This is a genomic window from Proteiniphilum sp., assembly GCF_040307845.1.
Classification (GTDB): domain Bacteria; phylum Bacteroidota; class Bacteroidia; order Bacteroidales; family Dysgonomonadaceae; genus Proteiniphilum.
Genome location: NZ_JAWRIS010000003.1, coordinates 1 through 19,636, shown reverse-complemented (window position 1 = coordinate 19,636; position 19,636 = coordinate 1). Strand labels below are relative to the sequence as shown.

The window sequence follows — 19,636 nt, the reverse complement described above, 5'->3', positions numbered from 1 at the left end:
CGTGCGCAAAATGAAGGCAGGAAAGAATAAATAAACTAAAATTAAAATGACCCCGTCGGCCAGGACTTATACGGGGCAATATAGAAAATTTTTAGAGGGTCAACGACGACTTGGCGAACGGGGTCACTGCGCTATGGATTTCTTTCAATGGCAAAGAAGTGTTGAATTAATAGATAGAAATAACGTTTTTATTTTTTGCCTTTTACATATCTCGTCCTAAAACGGGGAGAAAATAATCTTTTGAAAAATAAACATAAGCCCGATAAATGCCAAACAAGTTTGGCGTTTATCGGGCTTTCTTTTTCCTATCTCCGATTTCGTCAAGGCTTGTCGGCTGATTTTTTGAGCCTGATTGAAACGAAGTGATTGAACGGCTTCAAATAAATCGGACGATGTGCCGCAGACGAACAATTATCGGGATTTGGCAGTATTTCGGCATAAAAGGGGCAAGTAAAAATTAAGTCGAGCGGACTACGCCGGTCGGGTGGTTTTTGCTTGCCTGTTTTCTTTACATAAATTGAATTTGTATATTTAAAATCTAACATCTTATATCACAAAAGGAAGTTCATTATAACAAAATAATCAAAGCGATTATCACAGAAACACAAAATAATCCGCCACAAAAACACAAGATAATTTACCACAAAAACACAAAACGTATTGATAAAAATAAAAAAAACAGCTATATTCTCAAGTTTGACAGTTGGATTTGCAAATATCAAGGCCTGGAGTTGCTGTAGTGGTGATTTTGGGTCTTTAAAATTTACCAACTTTGTGGTACATAAACGGTGTCAATAATTATTTTCATCTTTTTTTCTGGTGGATGCTATTATTTTTCTCATTTCCTTTTTGGTGATTATCTGGTAGTCTGTCCTGAATCCTGCCGAAGCATGCAGGTGGTCGGTGAGCGTGGTCCTGGTGTATGTGGGCACGAACCCCTCTCCCGGTATGCTGCAGAAGTCCATCCCGGCCAGGGTGTCGCTGATCTTCCTGACGGAGAACTTCTGTCCGGCCCTGTTGACCTTCTTTTCCAGTAGCCTGATTATCAGCAGGGAGAGGAAACATGTGAGGAAGTGCGCCTTTATCCTGTCATCCCTCTGCAGGAACACGGGTCTGGCCTCGAAGTCCGTCTTCAGTACCCTGAAGCAATCCTCCAGCTTCCATCGGAAACCATTATACTTGAGTATGGAGGGTTCGTTGTCGGACAGGTCTGTAGATACGCCATAGTAACCGTCAAAGCGCTCTTCCTGTTCGACCATCTCCATGTCGAGGGTATAGCTGGTCATGGGTGCCAGTTCCCCCTCCGGGGTGTAACTGGCCTGGCTGATGAACGACCTTTTGCCCACGTTGTTGCCTTTCCTGTTTTCGTACGAGGAGAGACCCGCGTCGGTGCAGACCACTATTTTGGATATTTTGAAGTTCCCGTTGAGTTTCTTCTCCAGGGGAAGCATCGTTCCCTGTTCCGAGGTGTTTCCCGGATTGATCTCAAAGGCAAGCGGCATCCCGTCCATGTCCATGAACAGGCCCATCTGCACGATCGGGCTCGGACGGTGTTCCTTGGACACCCCGTACTGCCTGAGGCCGCTCTCCTGTTCGCTCTCGAAGAAATAGTTCGTGCAGTCGTAATATATGACACCGGTATTGCGGGTGAACACCTTCTTGCTGTTCTTGTAAACCTGCGCCTGTATGAAATCACTCTCCCCGGATATGGATCAGCGTTCCGGTGGAAGTACGTAACTCCACACTTATCTCCTTCGATGGACTCCCCTGTTTCCCCGATTTGCATTGTGAGGCATTTCTGCCGGCAAAAGAAGGTATGGGAACCAGGGGGCCTCCGCCCGTCAGTTGGATGAATTCCCCGGCAACGTCTCCCGATTGTGGTGGATGACAATTGGAGTAACTTCGGAAAGCCTTAAATCGGTACGTTTGTATTTGGATTTTATAAAATGGGTGAAATGCCGCTTGCAATTTTCATATTTTTGCAAAGTCGCTACAGTTTTATTGATGCCCACTTGGCTCCTAACATCACTATTATGCTTTTCGAACAAAGATAAAATAGTGTCTAAATCGTCTTTTTTACCTAAAAAATCAGATTTGATTAGTTCAAGGCTCAGATTTTCTGATAGTTCATACTTTCGAAAGATACCTTGAAGTTCTGATCGAATATTATCTAACTGCTGGTTTAGTCTAAGAGTTTCGCTAGTCCGCCCTTTTAGTCTATTTTTGTCGTTATCCCACAGTTTTGCATTAACTGCAATGCCTGTTGAGCCGATCGGAAGCCGTTCATTGTTCAAGTAAATGCGGATCATAACGGGCGATAATCCGTCTTTGTTTTTGTAATTGCTCCTTAAATAGAAGACTGTTCTGAAAATTGTTTTCATATTACTGTTTTTTTTAGTTGCATCTTAGGTTTTGAATAAAAAAACAGACACTTTTTTGTAGCCAAAACGCCATTAAAAAAGTTGATTTTTTGTCTCTTTTTTCTCTAAACTTACCGATGCAAAGTTCAAGATAATTATTTGAATAACAGCAATTTGATAGTCATCTATACACACTCTCAAAGTGCTCTTGGCTACAATTTTAATTTTGTTTCTTTTTCTGTAGCCAAATTGTAGCCAATTGTGAGCTTTTTGAGATATTTTCGATGCTCTGTTGCTACTCTAAGCAACCAGTGTCACAAAAAGAAAAAAATGTCGTAACTCATTAGAATTACGACACTTACGAATTTCGCTTTTGGGTTTAACTAATCATTTTCAGAGTACTTAAACACCTTTCAGCGGAAGCGGGGGGATTCGAACCCCCGGTACAGTTACCCGTACGTCAGTTTAGCAAACTGGTGGTTTCAGCCACTCACCCACACTTCCTGATGGATATTCCTGAAATCGGATGCAAATATACAAGTTTGTTTTTAACTTGTCAAAGAAAAGGTGACTTTTTAAAATGAAAATGTTTTATTTTTGTAGCGGTTCTCATGAATCATATGTACATATGGATACGACAAAGAAGAAAAAAAGGAATAGAACAGCTCTGGTGGTCATCAGCTTTCTGCTGGCGACACTCATTATAACAGGTGTTTACTTGTACAACACACTTTTTCAGCCATTCTCACTTACGGAAACAACGTACATCCATATCGACCGCAAAAAGGATTATGAAGATGTAATCAGACAACTGAATGAAAAGGCGGGCCTTCCCTCTGAAAAGATTTTCCGGCTGCTGGCTGAGCGCATGAATTATCCCAACGCGGTAAAAACCGGGAGATACGCCATCGAAGATGGGATGACAATGCCCGATGTAATACGCAGGTTGCGGTCGGGTAACCAGGCTCCGGTAAATCTCACTTTTAATAATATACGCCTCAGGGAGAATCTGGCAGGACGCATCTCGCAACAGCTAATGATGGACAGCCTTTCCCTGCTGAACGCCCTCAACGACCCTGCTAACGCTGAAAAATTCGGGTTCAACGAATATACTTTCATCGCAATGTTCATCCCGAACACCTATGAAGTGTACTGGGATACAAGTATCGACAATCTGCTGAGCCGCATGAAAAGAGAGTATGACCTGTTCTGGAATGAAGGCCGAAAAGGAAAAGCCGAAAAAATAGGACTTACACCGGTGCAGGTCTCTACCCTTGCATCTATCGTGGAAGAAGAAGCTACTTATATAGATGAATATCCCATCGTGGCAGGTCTATACCTCAACCGATTAACCCGAGGAATGCGATTGGAAGCTGATCCGACGGTAAAATTCGCAGTGGGGGATTTCTCACTTCGCCGCATTTTATTTATTCATCTCGAGGTAGAATCACCCTACAATACTTATAGAAATAACGGGCTGCCACCCGGCCCGATCCGCATCCCCTCCATACAGGCGATAGAAGCCACCTTGTCACCCCAGGAGCACAGATATCTTTTCATGTGTGCAAAAGACGACCTCTCCGGTCGTCACAACTTCGCGACCACCCATGCCGAACACGCTCGTAATGCGGCGGCATATCAAAGAGCGTTGAATGCAAGGGGAATATTCTATTAGCAACAATCACTTTTTATTCTTCAACCGTTGCTTCACAGACTCTTTATCCTGATGGATCTGCGCTACCAATTCTTCTTTGGTATCAAACTTACGATCAGAGCGGATAAAATCAATAAACTCCACGCTCATTGACTGATTATACAAATTGCCGTTAAAGTCGAAAAGATTGACCTCTACACTGATTTCATTGTCCGTATGCAGTGTAGGACGCCTGCCTATATAAAGCATTCCCGGATAGATAAGATCACGTAAGTGCACCATTACCGCATAAACCCCCAATTCAGGGACTACCTTATAACGTTCCCAAACCCGCATATTAGCTGTAGGATAACCAATAGTACGGCCTACCTGATAACCCTCCACAATTTTCCCCGATAGCCTGTAATTATAGGATAACAGTTCGTTGGCTTCTTTGATTTTACCCCCTTTTAATAACCGGCGTATTTCTGATGAACTCACATCATCATCCCCTACTTGCAATTCTGTGGCAAGAATTACATGCATACCTATCTCCTTTCCATATTGCCTATATTCCGGGTAACTATCCTCCCTGTCACGCCCGAAACGGTGATCGTAACCCACAAACAGTGTATCCACACGGAGTTTTTCTTTCAAAACCTTTTGCATAAACTCCTTTGCCGAGAGTTGCGAGAGCTCCACCGTGAACGGAAGGCTGATACAATAGTCGATGCCAGTGGTAGCCAGCTGTTCTATTTTCTCATCAAACCCACATAAAAGCGCCGGCTGATAATCAGTTTGCAACACTTTGCGGGGATGTACCGGAAAAGTAATCACGGCCGAAGGCAATCCTCGCCTCGCCGCCTCCCTCTTTACCTGATCGATCAAATGTCTGTGACCAATATGTACACCATCAAAAAAACCTACAGTTGCTATAAATGAAAGATCACCGGTCTCTTTCCCTACAGCTAAATCAATGAATTCCAAAATCGAGTAAATTATGTATTAAACTGCGAATATAAAACGAATTTGGCAAAGCATTGTTTAAAATTGAAAGATTCTTTTCTTAATCCTTCACCCCGGTTCGATGTATCGTTAAAAAAATCAGTTGAAAAACTTTCACATCAACATCATTTCAGTACCTTTGTATTCAAAAAAATCACACTGTTAAGTTTAATCCTTTAAAAAAGAAGCGATGAATTCTAAATTTATTTTATTTACTGTAATGAGTATGATAATTGTAGCGACTGGTTGCACCGGTGAACCAAAGTCCAACACGCTAACGCAACAGGAAATTGCCGACGGGTGGGAACTACTGTTCGACGGCAACACCATGAACGGTTGGCGCGATTACAACGGTGAAAAACTGACCGTTCCCTGGTTTGCCGAAGAGGGCATGATACAGGCCAAGGGTGAAGGTGCCGATGAACACGGTTACATCGTTACCGAGAAAACGTATGAAAATTTTGAATTGGTATGGGACTGGAAAATTGCAGACGGTGGCAATAGCGGTATGCTCTATCATGTGGTAGAACATCCGAAATTTGCCGTTCCCTATGTGACCGGCCCGGAATACCAATTGATCGACGACCTCGGGTTCCCCGAACCATTGGAAGAGTGGCAAAAAACGGGCGCCGACTATGCCATGCACACCACCGATCCGGCAAAGACCAACATCAAACCGGCCGGAGAATGGAACACGTCCAAAATTATTTTTGACAACGGACATGTGGAACACTGGCTCAATGGTGAAAAGGTGATTGAATTTGAAGCATGGACGGAGGACTGGTTTACCCGCAAACACAGCGGTAAATGGGAAAACGCTCCCGAATACGGGTTGGCACACAAGGGCGTGATTTGCCTGCAAGACCACGGCTCAGCCGCATGGTTCCGTAATATAAAGATCAAAGAGTTACCCCGTAAGACTAAAGAAGTAAACCTGTTCAACGGAACTGACCTGCATGGATGGGAAATCTACGGGACAGAAAAGTGGTACGTACAGGATGGTCTTCTGGTATGTGAAAGCGGGCCGGACAAACAATATGGATACCTTGGCACACGTGAATACTACGATGATTTCGACCTGACTGTCGAATTCAAACAGGAAGCCGACGGTAATTCCGGGGTTTTTATCCGTTCATTCGTGGAACCGGGCGCCATTGTAAATGGCTGGCAGGTGGAAGTAGCTCCCAAAGGACATGATACCGGCGGCATCTATGAATCCTATGGACGCGGGTGGCTCGTACAAATCCCCGATGAAAAAGAAGAGATTTTGAAAGAGGGCGACTGGAATACTCTGCGTATTATGGTGAAAGGAGACAATGTGAAAACCTGGCTCAACGGTGAAGAAATGGTCGATCTGACCGACGATAAGATCGGTAAGGCACAAGGACGCATCGCATTGCAGATCCATGACGGTGGGGGTATTAAAGTGTTATGGAGAAACCTTCAGTTAAAAACATTGTAAGATTATATCGGACAACCCAAGCTACCGGAAAACGGCTACTTCAGTCCCGCTTCACGGCACGCCAAAGTAAAACCCTGTGCTGCATACAGAACAGGGTTTTACTTTTCCCATCCGCCATCCTATCCTTCTCCCACCCTCCGAGTCCCCCAGTCTTCCATCTCCCCCCTCACTGACTCGCAGATTTCTACCTTTCCACCTAACCACTAAAGCACTTAATCACCTAAGCACTTAACCACCTTTTCACTTTTCCACCTTTTCACTTTTCACCCTATTTCGATTTTATATAAAAAAAAGAGCCTATCTTTGTAGGCTCAACTCACTTAAAATAAAGAATGACAGAAAAAAGCGCACTCTTACAAAGTATTATTGAAGGAATTCAGGAAAAGAAAGGGAAAAACATTTGTACTATCCACTTAAAAGGCATACCGGGGGCTGTCTGTGATTATTTTGTAATTTGCGAAGGCAATACCCCTACGCAGGTATCCGCTTTGGCCGATTCAATAGAAGAGATCGTAAAGAAAAACACCAAAGAAAATCCTATCCGCGTGCACGGACAACAACTCGCCGAATGGATCGCGATGGATTATGGCAACATAATTATACATATATTCCTACCCGACCTGCGCAACTTTTACAATATCGACAACCTTTGGGAAGATGCCCGGTCAGAACGCATTCCATCCATAGACTAAAACTTAATCCTCAAAAAATTGTTACAATAACTCAGAAGAAATAGAGAGTCACACAAATGAACAATACGAACAAAGAAAATAAACAGGATAAACAGCCTACTTTGCGACCTAAGATAGGCGGCAATAACAATTCCAAGAGACCGTTCAACCCTTACTGGATATATGCTGTAGTATTGGCATTGCTCATGGGGATGTGGTTTTTCGGTCAGGACACCACTGTAAAAGAGGTAAAATGGTCGGAATTTCAGGAATATGTCAGGGATAATCGCATAAAAAGTATAGTAGTTTACAGCAACAAAGAGACTGCTGAAGCACTCGTACGCGAAGAGTCTGTAAATTATGTTTTCGGCGAGGATGCGGGAAAGGTAGCGAGATCGCCTCTGATCCTGATAAAAATCCCTTCAACCGATGCCATAACGAGCTTTATAGATAATGTAAAGACTGAAAAAAATTATGATATTGAGGTACGTTTCGACACCACGTCGGAACTCTGGGGGATATTGATCACTTTTGCACCTTTTATCCTGCTCATCGTATTCTGGGTATGGATGATGCGCAGGATGCAGGGAGGTGCCGGAGGTGGCGGCGGTGTTTTCAATGTAGGCAAATCGAAAGCGCAGCTGTTCGACAAGGACTCCAGCCAGAAAGTAACCTTCAAAGATGTAGCCGGGTTATCCGAAGCCAAAGAGGAAGTACAGGAGATTGTGGAATTCCTGAAGAATCCCAACAATTACACCAACCTTGGAGGAAAGATACCCAAGGGAGCATTGCTGGTAGGCCCTCCCGGAACAGGAAAGACCTTACTGGCAAAAGCGGTGGCGGGTGAGGCCAACGTTCCTTTCTTTTCAATCTCCGGTTCTGATTTTGTGGAGATGTTTGTGGGTGTGGGCGCATCGCGCGTAAGGGATCTGTTCCGTCAGGCAAAGGAGAAAGCGCCGTGTATAGTATTTATTGACGAGATTGACGCCGTGGGCCGTGCCCGTGGGAAGAATACCAACTTCGGGTCGAATGATGAACGGGAAAATACGTTGAATCAACTTCTCACCGAAATGGATGGTTTTGGATCAAACAGCGGGGTAATTATCCTCGCGGCCACAAACCGGGCCGATGTACTCGACAAAGCGCTGCTGCGCGCCGGCCGTTTCGACAGGCAGATCTACGTGGAACTTCCCGACCTGAACGACCGGAAGGAGATATTCAAAGTACATCTCCGTCCCATCAAAATAGATGAATCGGTGGATGTGGAATTCCTTGCCCGCCAAACACCCGGATTCTCGGGTGCCGACATAGCCAACGTCTGCAATGAGGCAGCACTGATCGCCGCGCGAAACAAAAAGAAATTCGTGGAGAAAGAGGATTTCATGAACGCTGTGGATCGTATCGTCGGCGGTTTGGAAAAAAAGAACAAGATCATTACCCAGAATGAGAAGAAATCCATCGCCATCCACGAGGCAGGGCATGCCACCCTGAGTTGGTTCCTGGAACATGCGAATCCGTTGGTGAAGGTGACCATCGTACCCCGTGGTAAAGCACTGGGGGCAGCCTGGTACCTGCCGGAAGAGCGGCAGATCACCACCAAAGAGCAAATGCTCGACGAGATGTGCGCCCTTTTAGGCGGAAGGGCTGCAGAAGAAGTGTTTATAGGATCAATATCTTCCGGCGCTATGAACGACCTGGAACGTGTAACCAAACAGGCCTATGCTATGATCACCTATATGGGGATGAGTGAAAAACTGCCCAACCTGAGTTACTACGACTCGACGGGACAGGAGTACACCTTTTCAAAACCATATAGTGATGAGACTGCCCAACTGATCGACAATGAAGTGAAGGCAATGATCAACCAGCAATATGAAAGGGCTAAACAGATACTGAAGGACAAAGCAGCAGGACATAACCAATTGGCAGGTATCCTGTTGGAAAGGGAAATCATTTATTCCGACGATCTGGAAAAAATATTCGGCAAACGGCCCTGGATATCGCGCTCTCAGGAGATATTGGAGAACGATAAATCTTCAGACGAAGGCCTACACCTTCCTTCCAAACCCCACGGTTCGGGAGATCATATATTCATTGATACTGAAGAAAAGGCAATTCCCGGTTCACCAAATAAAAAAGAAGAACAAGAGAATAGAAATAGTGAAGAATAGCTGTACCTCCTGCTGGAAATAGTGTAACAAAAATTGAAAACTGCCCATGTGAATGAACATTTTCAAAACTGTTTTCGTTATAATAGACGATTGGCAATTAAGTCCATTTATAATCACGGTAAATCACGGCAAATTGTGATAAAGTGTCAGCTTGATAGTCACTAATCAACAAATCGTCAATTAAGCTAATCGTTCCGGGGCAACATATCCGGTAAAAATTAATTAGTCGTATGAAAACAATTCATTATTATTTATTGGCAGGGTTATTTGCGTTGTCAGCAATCAGCTGTAACAATTCAAACGCAAAAAACAAGGAAAACGACAATTCGAAAAACAGTGTAAATATGAAATTCGAAAAAGTAGAATTACCTTATGCAACCGATGCTTTAGAGCCGGTTATCAGCAAACAGACAGTAGAACTTCATTATGGCAAACATCATCAGGCCTATGTGGATAATCTGAATAAGTTAGTGGTAGGTACGAAATTTGAAAATGCAGATCTTGAAACTGTAGTAAAAGAGAGTGACGGCGCTATTTTCAACAACGCAGGACAAATTCTCAACCATAATATCTACTTCACCTCTTTCAAAAAAGACGGTGGCGGTGAACCAAAAGGAAAACTGGCCGATGCTATCAATGAACAATTCGGTTCGTTCGAAAAATTTAAAGAAGAATTCAATGCTGCCGGAGTTGCCGTATTCGGCTCGGGATGGGTATGGCTGGCAAAGGACCAGGACGGCAAACTTTCCATCCTGAAAGAAAGCAATGCCGGCAACCCGATTACAAGCGGTTTGGTTCCTATTTTAGGTTTTGATGTATGGGAGCATTCATACTACCTTGACTATCAGAACCGTCGCGCCGACCACCTGAAAGAAATATGGAAAATAATTGATTGGGACGTAGTCAGTGCTCGTTATTAAATGAGAGCAATCTCTCTTTATCTCTTTATCATAATTCCAGTAAGCATCCTTCCTGAGTGAATCGTTTGCCTGCGGGCAGAAAAGAAAATATCCTCCCTTTCAAATGTACATAACGGGCTCTTCTCGATCGCGCTTTCATGTACACCAAGTCTGATCAGTTCCCTCCTGTTGATCTCCTTCAGATCGATATGGTATCTGGAGGAGGGAGTTTTTCTCGTGAAGAGGGTAATATCAGAAAGATCGAACCCCTCATCATAAAACCGGGTTACGACCTCATCACCTACTTCGTAGTGCGCCATATCGATGGCCGGGCCAATACCTGCCATCATATTCCCCGGGGAGGAGCCGAATTGCCGCCCCATTTCCCTGACGGTTTTTTCCACAATCCGGCCTACAGTACCTCTCCATCCCGCATGAATAGCTGCAACCACCCCATTCCGTCTATCATACAGGATCACCGGCACACAATCGGCAGTGGTAATGCAAAGGAAGATTTCTTTTTCCTTTGTAATAGTTGCATCGATCCCATACAGGGTCTCAACAGCACTGCCCCGATCGAGACTTAGAAAATCCCTGTCAATCGTCAATACCCCGGTTCCATGTGTCTGGTGTGGAATGATGAACCGTCTTATATCCGTGTAGAGCATACGAGCAAGTATTTCCCTATTCTCACTGATATTTAACGGATTATCGTCAGAAAAATTCCCCATATTAAAGGAAGAAAAGGTGCCGTCACTCACTCCTCCCTCCCGGGTAGTAGTGAAATGTGTAATATTCTCCTCTTTGTCAAACAGATCGAACAAAAGCAGATTATTGTATTGGGGATGGAGTTTCATCGGTAAATACTAAAAGTCCTCTTCGAAGTAATCATCCTCATCCTCTTCCATATCTTCTTCTAAACCGGCATTCTCATCAGAAAATTCCTCTTCCGGATCAAATTCGAAGTTGGAAATATCGAGATTTCTATGTACCAATGCATCACGTGACGCCGATATCGGGACATACTCTTCCGAATTAAGTGCACGCCAAAGCATGTCTTTAAGAGCCGGAATACCGTATCCCGTAATAGAAGAGATAAACAGGTAAGGGATGTCGGGCAGGTCAAATGACATCTCCTGCATCAGCTCTTCATCAAGCATATCGGCTTTGGATATAGCCAACAGGTGAGTTTTATCCAACAACTCCGGATTATACTGGGTTAACTCATTCAGCAAGATATTGTACTCTTTTTTTATGTCGTCCGCATCAGCAGGAATAACAAAAAGCAATAAAGAATTACGTTCTATATGGCGGAGAAAACGCAAACCAAGCCCTCTCCCTTCACTGGCACCTTCAATAATCCCCGGGATATCAGCCATTACAAACGATTTCCCTTCGCGATACGCCACAATACCCAAATTGGGCTGGAGCGTGGTAAAGGGGTAGTTGGCGATCTTCGGTTTTGCGGCTGACACTACCGAAAGCAAAGTAGACTTCCCGGCGTTCGGGAACCCGACTAATCCCACATCAGCCAGTAATTTCAACTCAAGGATTATCCACCGTTCCTCATACGGTTCGCCAGGTTGTGCATAACGGGGTGTCTGATTCGTAGCCGATTTAAAATGAACATTACCCTGGCCACCACGGCCACCTTTCAGCAAAACCACCTCCTGCCCGTCATCGGTGATGTCACATAAATACTCGCCGGTATGTGCATCATAGGCAACAGTACCACAGGGGACTTCAATGACCTTGCTCTCTCCTTTTTTTCCCGAGCGTTGGGCCTTCGATCCACCTTCGCCATGCCCGGCAAAGATATGCCTTTGATAACGAAGATGGAGTAATGTCCAGTAGTTACGATTACCACGAAGAATAATGCTCCCGCCATCACCTCCGTCACCTCCGTCTGGCCCACCCTTCGGTATATATTTTTCCCTTCTCAGGTGAGCTGAACCACGTCCACCCTTCCCTGAGCGACAGAAGATCTTTACGTAATCTACAAAATTTGTTTCCGCCATTATTACTTTTCTAAACAGTCGATCTCTTTCTCGATGGATCCAAAGATATCATCAATAGAACCGACCCCTTCTATATTTTTTAATGTGCCGTGTGTACGGTAAAATTCCTTGAGCGGTTCGGTCTGGGAGTGGTAGACTTTCAACCTCGATTCAATGGTTTCACGGTTATCATCTGTTCTACCGGAAATCTGTCCACGTTTCAACAAGCGATCGATCAATTCTTCTTCCTCTACTTCCAAACTAAGAACCGCGTCTATACCTTCACCATGCTTTTCCAACATTTTACCCAATGCTTCACCCTGGGCAAGCGTACGGGGAAATCCGTCAAAGATAAATCCTTTGGCATCCCTATGTTTGCCGATCAGGCTATCCAATATATCAATCACTAACTCATCGGGGACAAGATGTCCTTTCGACATATAGGAATCCGCCAACTTTCCCAATTCCGTACCTGCTTTAATCTCGCTGCGCAGTATATCTCCCGTAGAGAGATGTTTGAGTGCATATTTCTCAACTAATTTCGCGCTTTGTGTCCCCTTTCCCGATCCGGGAGCTCCAAAAATTACTATATTCAACATCCCTGTTTTTGTGTTAAGATGCAAAGATACGATTTTTTATTTCTTTGCCGGCAGTCCCGATTCCGTTTTTAATATCTCTTACGTTCCTGAAATCGAACCAATTTATTTGTTATCTGTTTATTAATTATGAAGTATAATTTATAACACTCTTATAATGAAAAAAGAAGAATTCAAACAGAAAACAATCGACGTGATCAATGAGTTGGCCGACTACATCACCAAGTTGGAAGACAAAGCGGGAGAGATTGCCGACGATGCGAAAGAAGAATACAATGATCGTCTGGAGAAACTGAAAGAGATGAAAAATAATCTTTCCTCCAAACTCGACGAATATGAGCAGATAGCCGATTCCAAATGGGATGCGGTAAAAGAAGGCGCCACTAATTTCTTTGCCTCGGTATCTGATGCATGGAAAGAGAATTACGGCAAGGTATACGAAGCATTCAAAAAAGAAAAACCCTCAGAAAACAACTAACAATAAGGAAATTAAGGCATTATTTAATGTTATCTTCAAAGTGGTTTAATTTGCTTTTTTCACCGGCCAGCCAGAGAATATCCCCGGATAATTGCCACGATATTGACTCCCGTCCGTTCGCGAAAATCGAGCTCGCGAAGCGTTTTTTCTGCACTGGGGGATAATTGGGGTACTTCACATTCCTCAATAAGGAGACTAACCAACAGCGTGGCAAACGCCGACAAGATGCGGCCCCATATATCCGGAACCTACGACATGATGAAAGGAGAGACAAAAGCTCCTGAACAATAATAATACCGCGATGGAAAGCGTAAGTAGGAATCACATAAATACCCACAACAAACCAGATAAGAATAAAAAAGAGGTTTCAGGACGCTGTTGAACAACTCTGTGCCTTCAAAATGCTGGCTTATCGCCACGGTAGAGAGCAGTACCATCATCACTATCGCAGCGATATCTTCCACGATCAACATGCCGAAAACAATGCCTGCAAACTTCTTTTTCTGCAATCCCATGTCGTTGAATTCCTTGATGATGATTGTCGTTGACGACATTGAAAGCATTCCACCCAGGAAAATACTGTCCATCGTTGACCAGCCCAATAGTTATCCGATAAAATAGCCGATGACAATCATCGAGCCCATATTGATCAGTGGGGCAATTTAGTGTTTATATTTTGGTGGAAAATATTTTCTCGTGATCTAATTATAAACGCAAAAATAAGAAAAATGTTTTTTTTACAGGAGAAAAAAATCCAACACCATCAAGCAGTGTTGGATTTTTAATTTTGAGGTACCTGGCGGATTCGAACCGCCGTCGACGGTTTTGCAGACCGGCGCCTAACCACTCGGCCAAGGTACCAAAAGCCTAAATTAGGCTGCAAAGGTAGAATATTTTTTTGATAAAAAAAAGATTTCCCATTTTTTCTCCTACGAGAACAACAGCCTGAAAGCATCACTCACCCTCCTCACCTGCTGGATATCAATCTTCATCTTCTTATTGAACCCTTTCAGATTATTGGAAGGAATAAGAATACGGGAAAAGCCCAGTTTTTCAGCTTCCTGAATACGTTGTTCTATACGATGTACAGGGCGTATTTCACCGGACAGGCCAACTTCACCGCAAAGACAAGTATCATTTTCTATCGTCATATCGAGACTGGATGAAAGCACAGCGCTGATAACAGCGAGATCCATACCGGGATCACTCACGCGCAAACCGCCGGCAATATTCAGGAATACATCTTTTTGAGCCAGTTTAAATCCGGCACGCTTCTCCAACACGGCTAACAACATATTCATCCGCCGGATATCAAATCCGGTAGCAGAACGTTGCGGAGTACCATAGGCGGCAGTACTGACCAACGCCTGGGTTTCGATCAGGAAAGGACGGACACCCTCCACCGCCGCGGCAATGGCCACTCCGCTCAGGCCATCGTGGTTCTGGGTAAGCAATAACTCGGAGGGATTGCTTACCTCACGTAACCCCGTCCGGTTCATCTCATAGATGGCCAGTTCCGCGGTACTTCCGTACCGGTTCTTGACGCCACGAAGGATACGGTACATATAGTGCTGGTCACCCTCAAACTGCAACACGGCATCCACCATATGCTCCAGTATCTTAGGACCGGCGATGCTCCCCTCTTTGGTGATATGGCCAATCAGCAGCACCGGTATGCCCGACTGCTTGGCAAACTTGAGAAGAAGGGCAGCACACTCGCGTACCTGCGAAATGCTACCGGGAGACGACTCCAACGCCTCACTATACATAGTCTGTACCGAGTCGATAATCAATAGCTGCGGCGACACTTTTCTCACATGCTTAAAAATCTCATCGAGGTTAGTCTCACAAACGATCAGACAGTTATCATTCGGTATACCGATCCGGTCTGCACGCAGCTTCAGTTGTCCGGCACTCTCTTCGCCTGAGACATAGAGTGACCTCACACCGGCGAGTTTCAGGATGGTTTGTAATACCAATGTCGATTTTCCGATACCCGGTTCTCCTCCGATCAGCACCACCGAAGCCGGCACCAATCCTCCACCCAGCACACGGTTCAACTCTCCGTCATTCATATCGATCCTCGGCAGTTCGTCGGCTTTGATCTCACCCAACGTCATCGGTTCGCTCCTGACCTCCCTGAAAGAACGGGTATCTTCCTGCTTCGAAGGGGTATCCTTACGGACCAGTTCTTCTACGAAAGTGGACCATTCACCGCATGCAGGACATTTCCCCATCCACTTGGGAGATTCATATCCGCAACTGGTGCAAAAATAGACAGATTTCAGTTTCGCCATATTGTCGTCGTTTAGAAAGGTAAAGATAGCGAAATTTCTTGTACTTTTGTAGCCTATATAAATTGCAAACACAGATGTCAGTTATTCATACCCTCATTGCCAAATCACTGAATCTCCCTCTCAGAAATATAGAGAACAGTATCAAACTATTGGAGGAAGGCGCTACCATTCCTTTTATCAGTCGCTATCGGAAGGAAGTGACGGGAGGATTGGATGAAGTGAAGATAGCCAATATCAAAGAGCTGAACGAAAAATATATAGAACTCGGGAAACGAAAGGAATATGTACTGAAATCGATTTCGGAACAGGAAAAACTGACACCCGAACTCGAAAAGCAGATTACCGGTTGTTGGGACGGCACGGAACTCGAGGATATTTACTTACCCTATAAACCGAAACGTCAGACCCGTGCCGAAATTGCCCGCAAAAACGGACTGGAACCTCTCGCCAAATGGCTGATGACCCAGCAGAATGGCTCAGTGGAGACAAAAGCCTCACAGTTTATCAATGAAAACGTAACCGATGCGGAATCAGCGTTAAAAGGAGCGCGTGATATTATTGCCGAATGGGTGAACGAAGACGCCAACGCACGCCAGTTAGTGAGGAACATGTTTGCGCGTGAAGCTGTCATCACCTCGAAAGTGGGAAAAGGGAAAGAGGAAGAAGGAGAGAAATACCGGGACTATTTCGATTTCTCTGCTCCCTTATCACGTTGCCCTTCTCACCGTCTCCTGGCGATCCGTCGGGGTGAGGCAGAAGGATTTCTGCGGGTATCTATTTCTCCTGATGATGAGAAATGCCTCGACAGGGTAGTGCCCCGCTATGCAAAGAATGATACCGAATCGGCCGACCAGGTAGAAGATGCGGTAACCGACAGCTATAAAAGGCTGTTGAAACCTTCCATAGAAACAGAGTTTGCCAACCTCTCCAAGGAACAGGCCGATGAAGCGGCTATCGCTGTTTTCGCCGAGAACCTGCGCCAGTTGCTTCTGGCGCCACCTTTGGGACAGAAACGCATCCTGGGTGTAGATCCCGGTTACCGTACCGGTTGCAAGTTAGTCTGTTTAGATGAACAGGGGAACCTGTTACATAACGAAACCATCTACCCCCATCCCCCACAGAACGAATTCTCCAAATCGGCCGGTAAAGTAGTGAAACTGGTCACCACCTACCGGATCGACGCCATTGCCATCGGGAACGGTACGGCGAGCCGTGAAACCGAACGTTTTATCACCAACCTGCGGTATGAGAAAGAGGTGAAAGTATTTGTGGTAAGTGAAAGCGGAGCATCGGTCTATTCTGCCTCGAAGACAGCCCGGGAAGAGTTTCCCGAATATGATGTGACGGTGCGGGGTGCGGTTTCTATCGGACGGCGGTTGAGCGACCCTCTGGCAGAACTGGTAAAGATCGACCCCAAATCGATTGGAGTGGGACAATACCAGCATGACGTGGACCAAACGAAACTAAAACGATCACTCGACCAGACAGTAGAGAACTGCGTGAACCTCGTCGGAGTGAACCTCAATACAGCCAGCAAACACTTGCTCACTTATGTATCGGGATTGGGAGAGGCACTGGCACAAAATATCGTGAGTTACCGTGCCGAACACGGCCCGTTCCGCTCACGCAAGGAACTGAAGAAAGTACCCCGCCTGGGAGAGAAAGCCTTCGAACAATGTGCAGGGTTCCTCCGTATTCCCGATGCGGAAAACCCATTGGATAACTCTGCCGTACACCCCGAAAGTTATGCGATTGCAGAACAAATGGCCAAAGACCTGCAATGTACGGTACAAGAATTGATCCGCAACAAACCGCTGATTGAAACCATTGACATTAACCGTTACAAAACAAAAACAGTAGGAGAAGAAACGCTTACCGACATATTACAGGAACTCGAAAAACCAGGCCGGGATCCACGTACACAGGTCCAGGTTCTGGAGTTCGACCCCAATATCCGCACCATCAATGACCTGAAAGAGGGAATGATACTGCCGGGCATCGTGACCAATATCACCAATTTCGGGTGTTTTGTAGATGTAGGGATCAAGGAAAACGGATTGGTACATATCTCCGAGCTGGCCGACCGTTTTGTCTCCAACCCCACCGATGTAGTATCCCTTCACCAACATGTAAAGGTCAGGGTATTGTCAATCGACCTGGAACGCAAACGAATCCAGTTGAGCATGAAGAATGTGCCTAAGTGATTGAGTGCCTAGGTGGGAAAGTGGAAACCCCCAAAAGTTTTTTGACTTATGGGGGTTTGTTTTAGGATAAATTCAGGAGGCAGGAATGCAAGGATTCTGCCTGCGAATTGACAACCTTTTATTTCAGACTTTTATACATTGAACTGGGGAAATATATCTGGAATCCTACATTCAAAGATAGGCCGTTAGAACTTCCGTTACCAAATATTCCGTTATAAAGCAACAGCCCTTCCACTGCTATATTATCAGTCAGGAAATAAGCATAACCCGGTCCAAAATTCACATTAAAACCAACATCAGCACCCTTCGCTCCACCAATTCCCGCTCCGGCTTCCAAAAACCAACGGCCTTGCTTCAGCAAGGTATTGAATTCTTTTTCTCCGAAATAATAACGGCCAAATGCATTCACATTATAGGCATACGCATCCTCTCCGGGTTGGGCAGTGTAACCTAGCCCTACCTTACCTCCCACAGCCACATTATCCTGAATAAAATAACCTACACGTGGAGTCAAAGTAATCTGGAAAACATCGTCATCTCCCAAGCCTAAATTCAGATCCGCGATGCCACCGCCTACCAGGGTACTCCCCTTCTGGAGTTGGGCAGTAGCCACACCTATAGAACAGGCAAAAACCAATAAAGTGCTAAACAAAAATTTTTTCATTTCTTCAAGTTTTAGTGATTCTACATAAACATTATTTAATTTCTGAGGCATTCCAATCCTGCCACAGTATATACAACAATCACTTTTTAATTTTTGTTTAAAGTATAATGATTATCCGCAATCAGTCCTAAACATTTATTAGGATAATTGCTGGAAAATCGGTTGATAATTAACGATATATATTTTCTCATATGATAGAAAAGTAGTATATTTATAGTCTAAATATCAATAGATTATGAACCTACTTCAATTTATTCAAGAGTTTCCCGATGAGAACGCGTGCCTCCAAAAATTCAAGGAGGAGCGCGACAAGATCGGCATTGTCTGCAAAAGGTGTAACTGTAAGGATCACTACTGGCTGGCGAACAAGTCAAGCTATGAATGCAAGAAATGCCACTCGCGTACCTCACTGCGTTCAGGTACGGTGATGGAGAACTCGAAGCTTCCCTTCCGCTATTGGCTCATTACCATTCACTTGCTGACAAGCACCAGGAAATCATTCTCCACGGAAGAACTTCGCCGGCAATTGGGGCACAAGCGATACCAGCCCATCTGGGAGATGGTTTGCAAACTGCGTGAAGTAATGGGTAAACGTGATGACAAATACAAGCTTGCCGGCCAGATCGAACTCGACGACGCCTTTTTCACCTCCGAAGTTCCCGAAGACCAGAAGGATAAACCCCTGAAAAGGGGACGGGGCAGTCAAAGCAAGACAAAAGTGCTGGTAATGTGCGAAAGCACTCCCCGGGATACCCCGAAGAAGGGACGCAAGGACAAGAAAGCAGGTCACCTGAAGATGAAAGTCATTCCCGATTTAAATTCCGGTACAATTACATCAGTTGTCAAAGAGCGTGTCGACGGGGACTCGGACCTGACGACCGACGATTCCACGTCCTATGTGGAGCTGGAACAGCTCGTAAATTCGCATACCTCCCAAGTTGTCAAACCCGAAGAGGTGGAGAAGGTGCTTCCCTGGGTACACACGGCAATCAGCAATGTCAAACGGCTGCTACTGGACGTGCACCACAATAAACTCAAACCAGAATACCTGCAATACTACCTCAATGAATTCTGTTATAAGTTTAACCGGAGATTCTTCCCGGACAAACTTTTCGACAGGTTGGTCATTGCCGCTGTCTCGTACAGCCCCGATTTCAAATCGAAAATTTACAATAGGTCATATTGCGGATAATCATATT

Annotated in this window: 17 protein-coding genes, 2 tRNA genes and 1 pseudogene; 8 read left to right on the top strand and 12 right to left on the bottom strand. The window is 44.9% G+C overall.

The window, feature by feature from the left end; translation table 11 throughout:
• Positions 1–791 precede the first annotated feature (791 nt).
• The 3 genes and pseudogenes from ABV001_RS00205 to ABV001_RS00195 form a co-directional block, all read right to left on the bottom strand.
• Positions 792–1,688: an IS1634 family transposase gene (locus ABV001_RS00205; RefSeq protein ID WP_502929812.1), complete on the bottom strand. Its 897-nt coding sequence runs from the start codon at positions 1,686–1,688 to the stop codon at positions 792–794.
• Positions 1,689–1,880: 192 nt separating this feature from the next.
• Positions 1,881–2,381: pseudogene (locus ABV001_RS00200) on the bottom strand (Arm DNA-binding domain-containing protein); the annotation flags it as partial.
• A 396-nt stretch (positions 2,382–2,777) separates the two neighbouring features.
• Positions 2,778–2,864 (bottom strand) — tRNA-Ser (locus ABV001_RS00195).
• A 124-nt stretch (positions 2,865–2,988) separates the two neighbouring features.
• On the opposite strand from ABV001_RS00195, the gene mltG reads away from it, so the two are divergent.
• On the top strand, positions 2,989–4,035 hold the full coding sequence (gene mltG / locus ABV001_RS00190) for an endolytic transglycosylase MltG (RefSeq protein WP_352420932.1): 1,047 nt from the start codon (positions 2,989–2,991) through the stop codon (positions 4,033–4,035).
• A 6-nt stretch (positions 4,036–4,041) separates the two neighbouring features.
• Here mltG and ribF read toward each other — a convergent pair whose 3' ends face one another.
• Positions 4,042–4,983, bottom strand: a complete 942-nt coding sequence (ribF, locus tag ABV001_RS00185; protein ID WP_502929811.1) for a riboflavin biosynthesis protein RibF — start codon at positions 4,981–4,983, stop codon at positions 4,042–4,044.
• A 235-nt stretch (positions 4,984–5,218) separates the two neighbouring features.
• Between ribF and ABV001_RS00180 the strand changes: the two genes are divergently transcribed.
• The 4 genes from ABV001_RS00180 (at position 5,219) to ABV001_RS00165 (ending at position 10,222) form a co-directional block, all read left to right on the top strand.
• Entirely contained in the window at positions 5,219–6,460 is a 1,242-nt protein-coding gene (locus tag ABV001_RS00180; RefSeq protein WP_352420931.1) for a 3-keto-disaccharide hydrolase, read from the top strand.
• Positions 6,461–6,792: 332 nt separating this feature from the next.
• Positions 6,793–7,152 carry a ribosome silencing factor gene (gene rsfS / locus ABV001_RS00175; RefSeq protein ID WP_323424714.1) on the top strand — a complete coding sequence of 120 codons (360 nt, stop codon included), beginning with the start codon at positions 6,793–6,795 and terminating at the stop codon, positions 7,150–7,152.
• 56 nt (positions 7,153–7,208) lie between these two features.
• Positions 7,209–9,302: an ATP-dependent zinc metalloprotease FtsH gene (gene ftsH, locus ABV001_RS00170; RefSeq protein WP_352420930.1), complete on the top strand. Its 2,094-nt coding sequence runs from the start codon at positions 7,209–7,211 to the stop codon at positions 9,300–9,302.
• Positions 9,303–9,646: 344 nt separating this feature from the next.
• Positions 9,647–10,222: a superoxide dismutase gene (locus ABV001_RS00165; RefSeq protein ID WP_352420935.1), complete on the top strand. Its 576-nt coding sequence runs from the start codon at positions 9,647–9,649 to the stop codon at positions 10,220–10,222.
• 17 nt (positions 10,223–10,239) lie between these two features.
• On the opposite strand, the gene pgeF is transcribed toward ABV001_RS00165, so the two are convergent.
• The 3 genes from pgeF to ABV001_RS00150 are packed head-to-tail and all read right to left on the bottom strand — an operon-like array spanning position 10,240 to position 12,797.
• Positions 10,240–11,058, bottom strand: a complete 819-nt coding sequence (pgeF, locus tag ABV001_RS00160) for a peptidoglycan editing factor PgeF (protein ID WP_352420929.1) — start codon at positions 11,056–11,058, stop codon at positions 10,240–10,242.
• 9 nt (positions 11,059–11,067) lie between these two features.
• Entirely contained in the window at positions 11,068–12,219 is a 1,152-nt protein-coding gene (obgE, locus tag ABV001_RS00155) for a GTPase ObgE (RefSeq protein ID WP_352420928.1), read from the bottom strand.
• Positions 12,220–12,221: 2 nt separating this feature from the next.
• On the bottom strand, positions 12,222–12,797 hold the full coding sequence (locus ABV001_RS00150; protein WP_352420927.1) for an adenylate kinase: 576 nt from the start codon (positions 12,795–12,797) through the stop codon (positions 12,222–12,224).
• A gap of 154 nt (positions 12,798–12,951) precedes the next feature.
• Here ABV001_RS00150 and ABV001_RS00145 point away from each other — a divergent pair, with 154 nt between their 5' ends.
• Entirely contained in the window at positions 12,952–13,272 is a 321-nt protein-coding gene (locus ABV001_RS00145; protein WP_352420926.1) for a sll1863 family stress response protein, read from the top strand.
• A 59-nt stretch (positions 13,273–13,331) separates the two neighbouring features.
• On the opposite strand, the gene ABV001_RS00140 is transcribed toward ABV001_RS00145, so the two are convergent.
• The 4 genes from ABV001_RS00140 to radA all read right to left on the bottom strand — a co-directional run bounded on the left by ABV001_RS00140 (position 13,332) and on the right by radA (position 15,569).
• Positions 13,332–13,475: a cation:proton antiporter regulatory subunit gene (locus ABV001_RS00140; RefSeq protein WP_352420934.1), complete on the bottom strand. Its 144-nt coding sequence runs from the start codon at positions 13,473–13,475 to the stop codon at positions 13,332–13,334.
• Positions 13,476–13,520: 45 nt separating this feature from the next.
• Positions 13,521–13,859: a cation:proton antiporter domain-containing protein gene (locus tag ABV001_RS00135; RefSeq protein ID WP_502929809.1), complete on the bottom strand. Its 339-nt coding sequence runs from the start codon at positions 13,857–13,859 to the stop codon at positions 13,521–13,523.
• Positions 13,860–14,062: 203 nt separating this feature from the next.
• Positions 14,063–14,133: transfer RNA gene (locus ABV001_RS00130), tRNA-Cys, on the bottom strand.
• Positions 14,134–14,201: 68 nt separating this feature from the next.
• On the bottom strand, positions 14,202–15,569 hold the full coding sequence (gene radA / locus ABV001_RS00125) for a DNA repair protein RadA (RefSeq protein ID WP_352420925.1): 1,368 nt from the start codon (positions 15,567–15,569) through the stop codon (positions 14,202–14,204).
• 74 nt (positions 15,570–15,643) lie between these two features.
• On the opposite strand from radA, the gene ABV001_RS00120 reads away from it, so the two are divergent.
• The gene (locus tag ABV001_RS00120; RefSeq protein ID WP_352420924.1) at positions 15,644–17,773 is read left to right on the top strand and encodes a Tex family protein; all 2,130 of its coding nucleotides are present in this window, start codon (positions 15,644–15,646) and stop codon (positions 17,771–17,773) included.
• Between the two features lie 118 nt (positions 17,774–17,891).
• Here ABV001_RS00120 and ABV001_RS00115 read toward each other — a convergent pair whose 3' ends face one another.
• Positions 17,892–18,437, bottom strand: coding sequence for a putative outer membrane beta-barrel protein (locus tag ABV001_RS00115; protein ID WP_352420923.1), 546 nt, complete (start codon positions 18,435–18,437; stop codon positions 17,892–17,894).
• A gap of 235 nt (positions 18,438–18,672) precedes the next feature.
• Between ABV001_RS00115 and ABV001_RS00110 the strand changes: the two genes are divergently transcribed.
• Positions 18,673–19,629 carry an IS1595 family transposase gene (locus tag ABV001_RS00110; protein WP_352420922.1) on the top strand — a complete coding sequence of 319 codons (957 nt, stop codon included), beginning with the start codon at positions 18,673–18,675 and terminating at the stop codon, positions 19,627–19,629.
• Positions 19,630–19,636 lie beyond the last annotated feature (7 nt).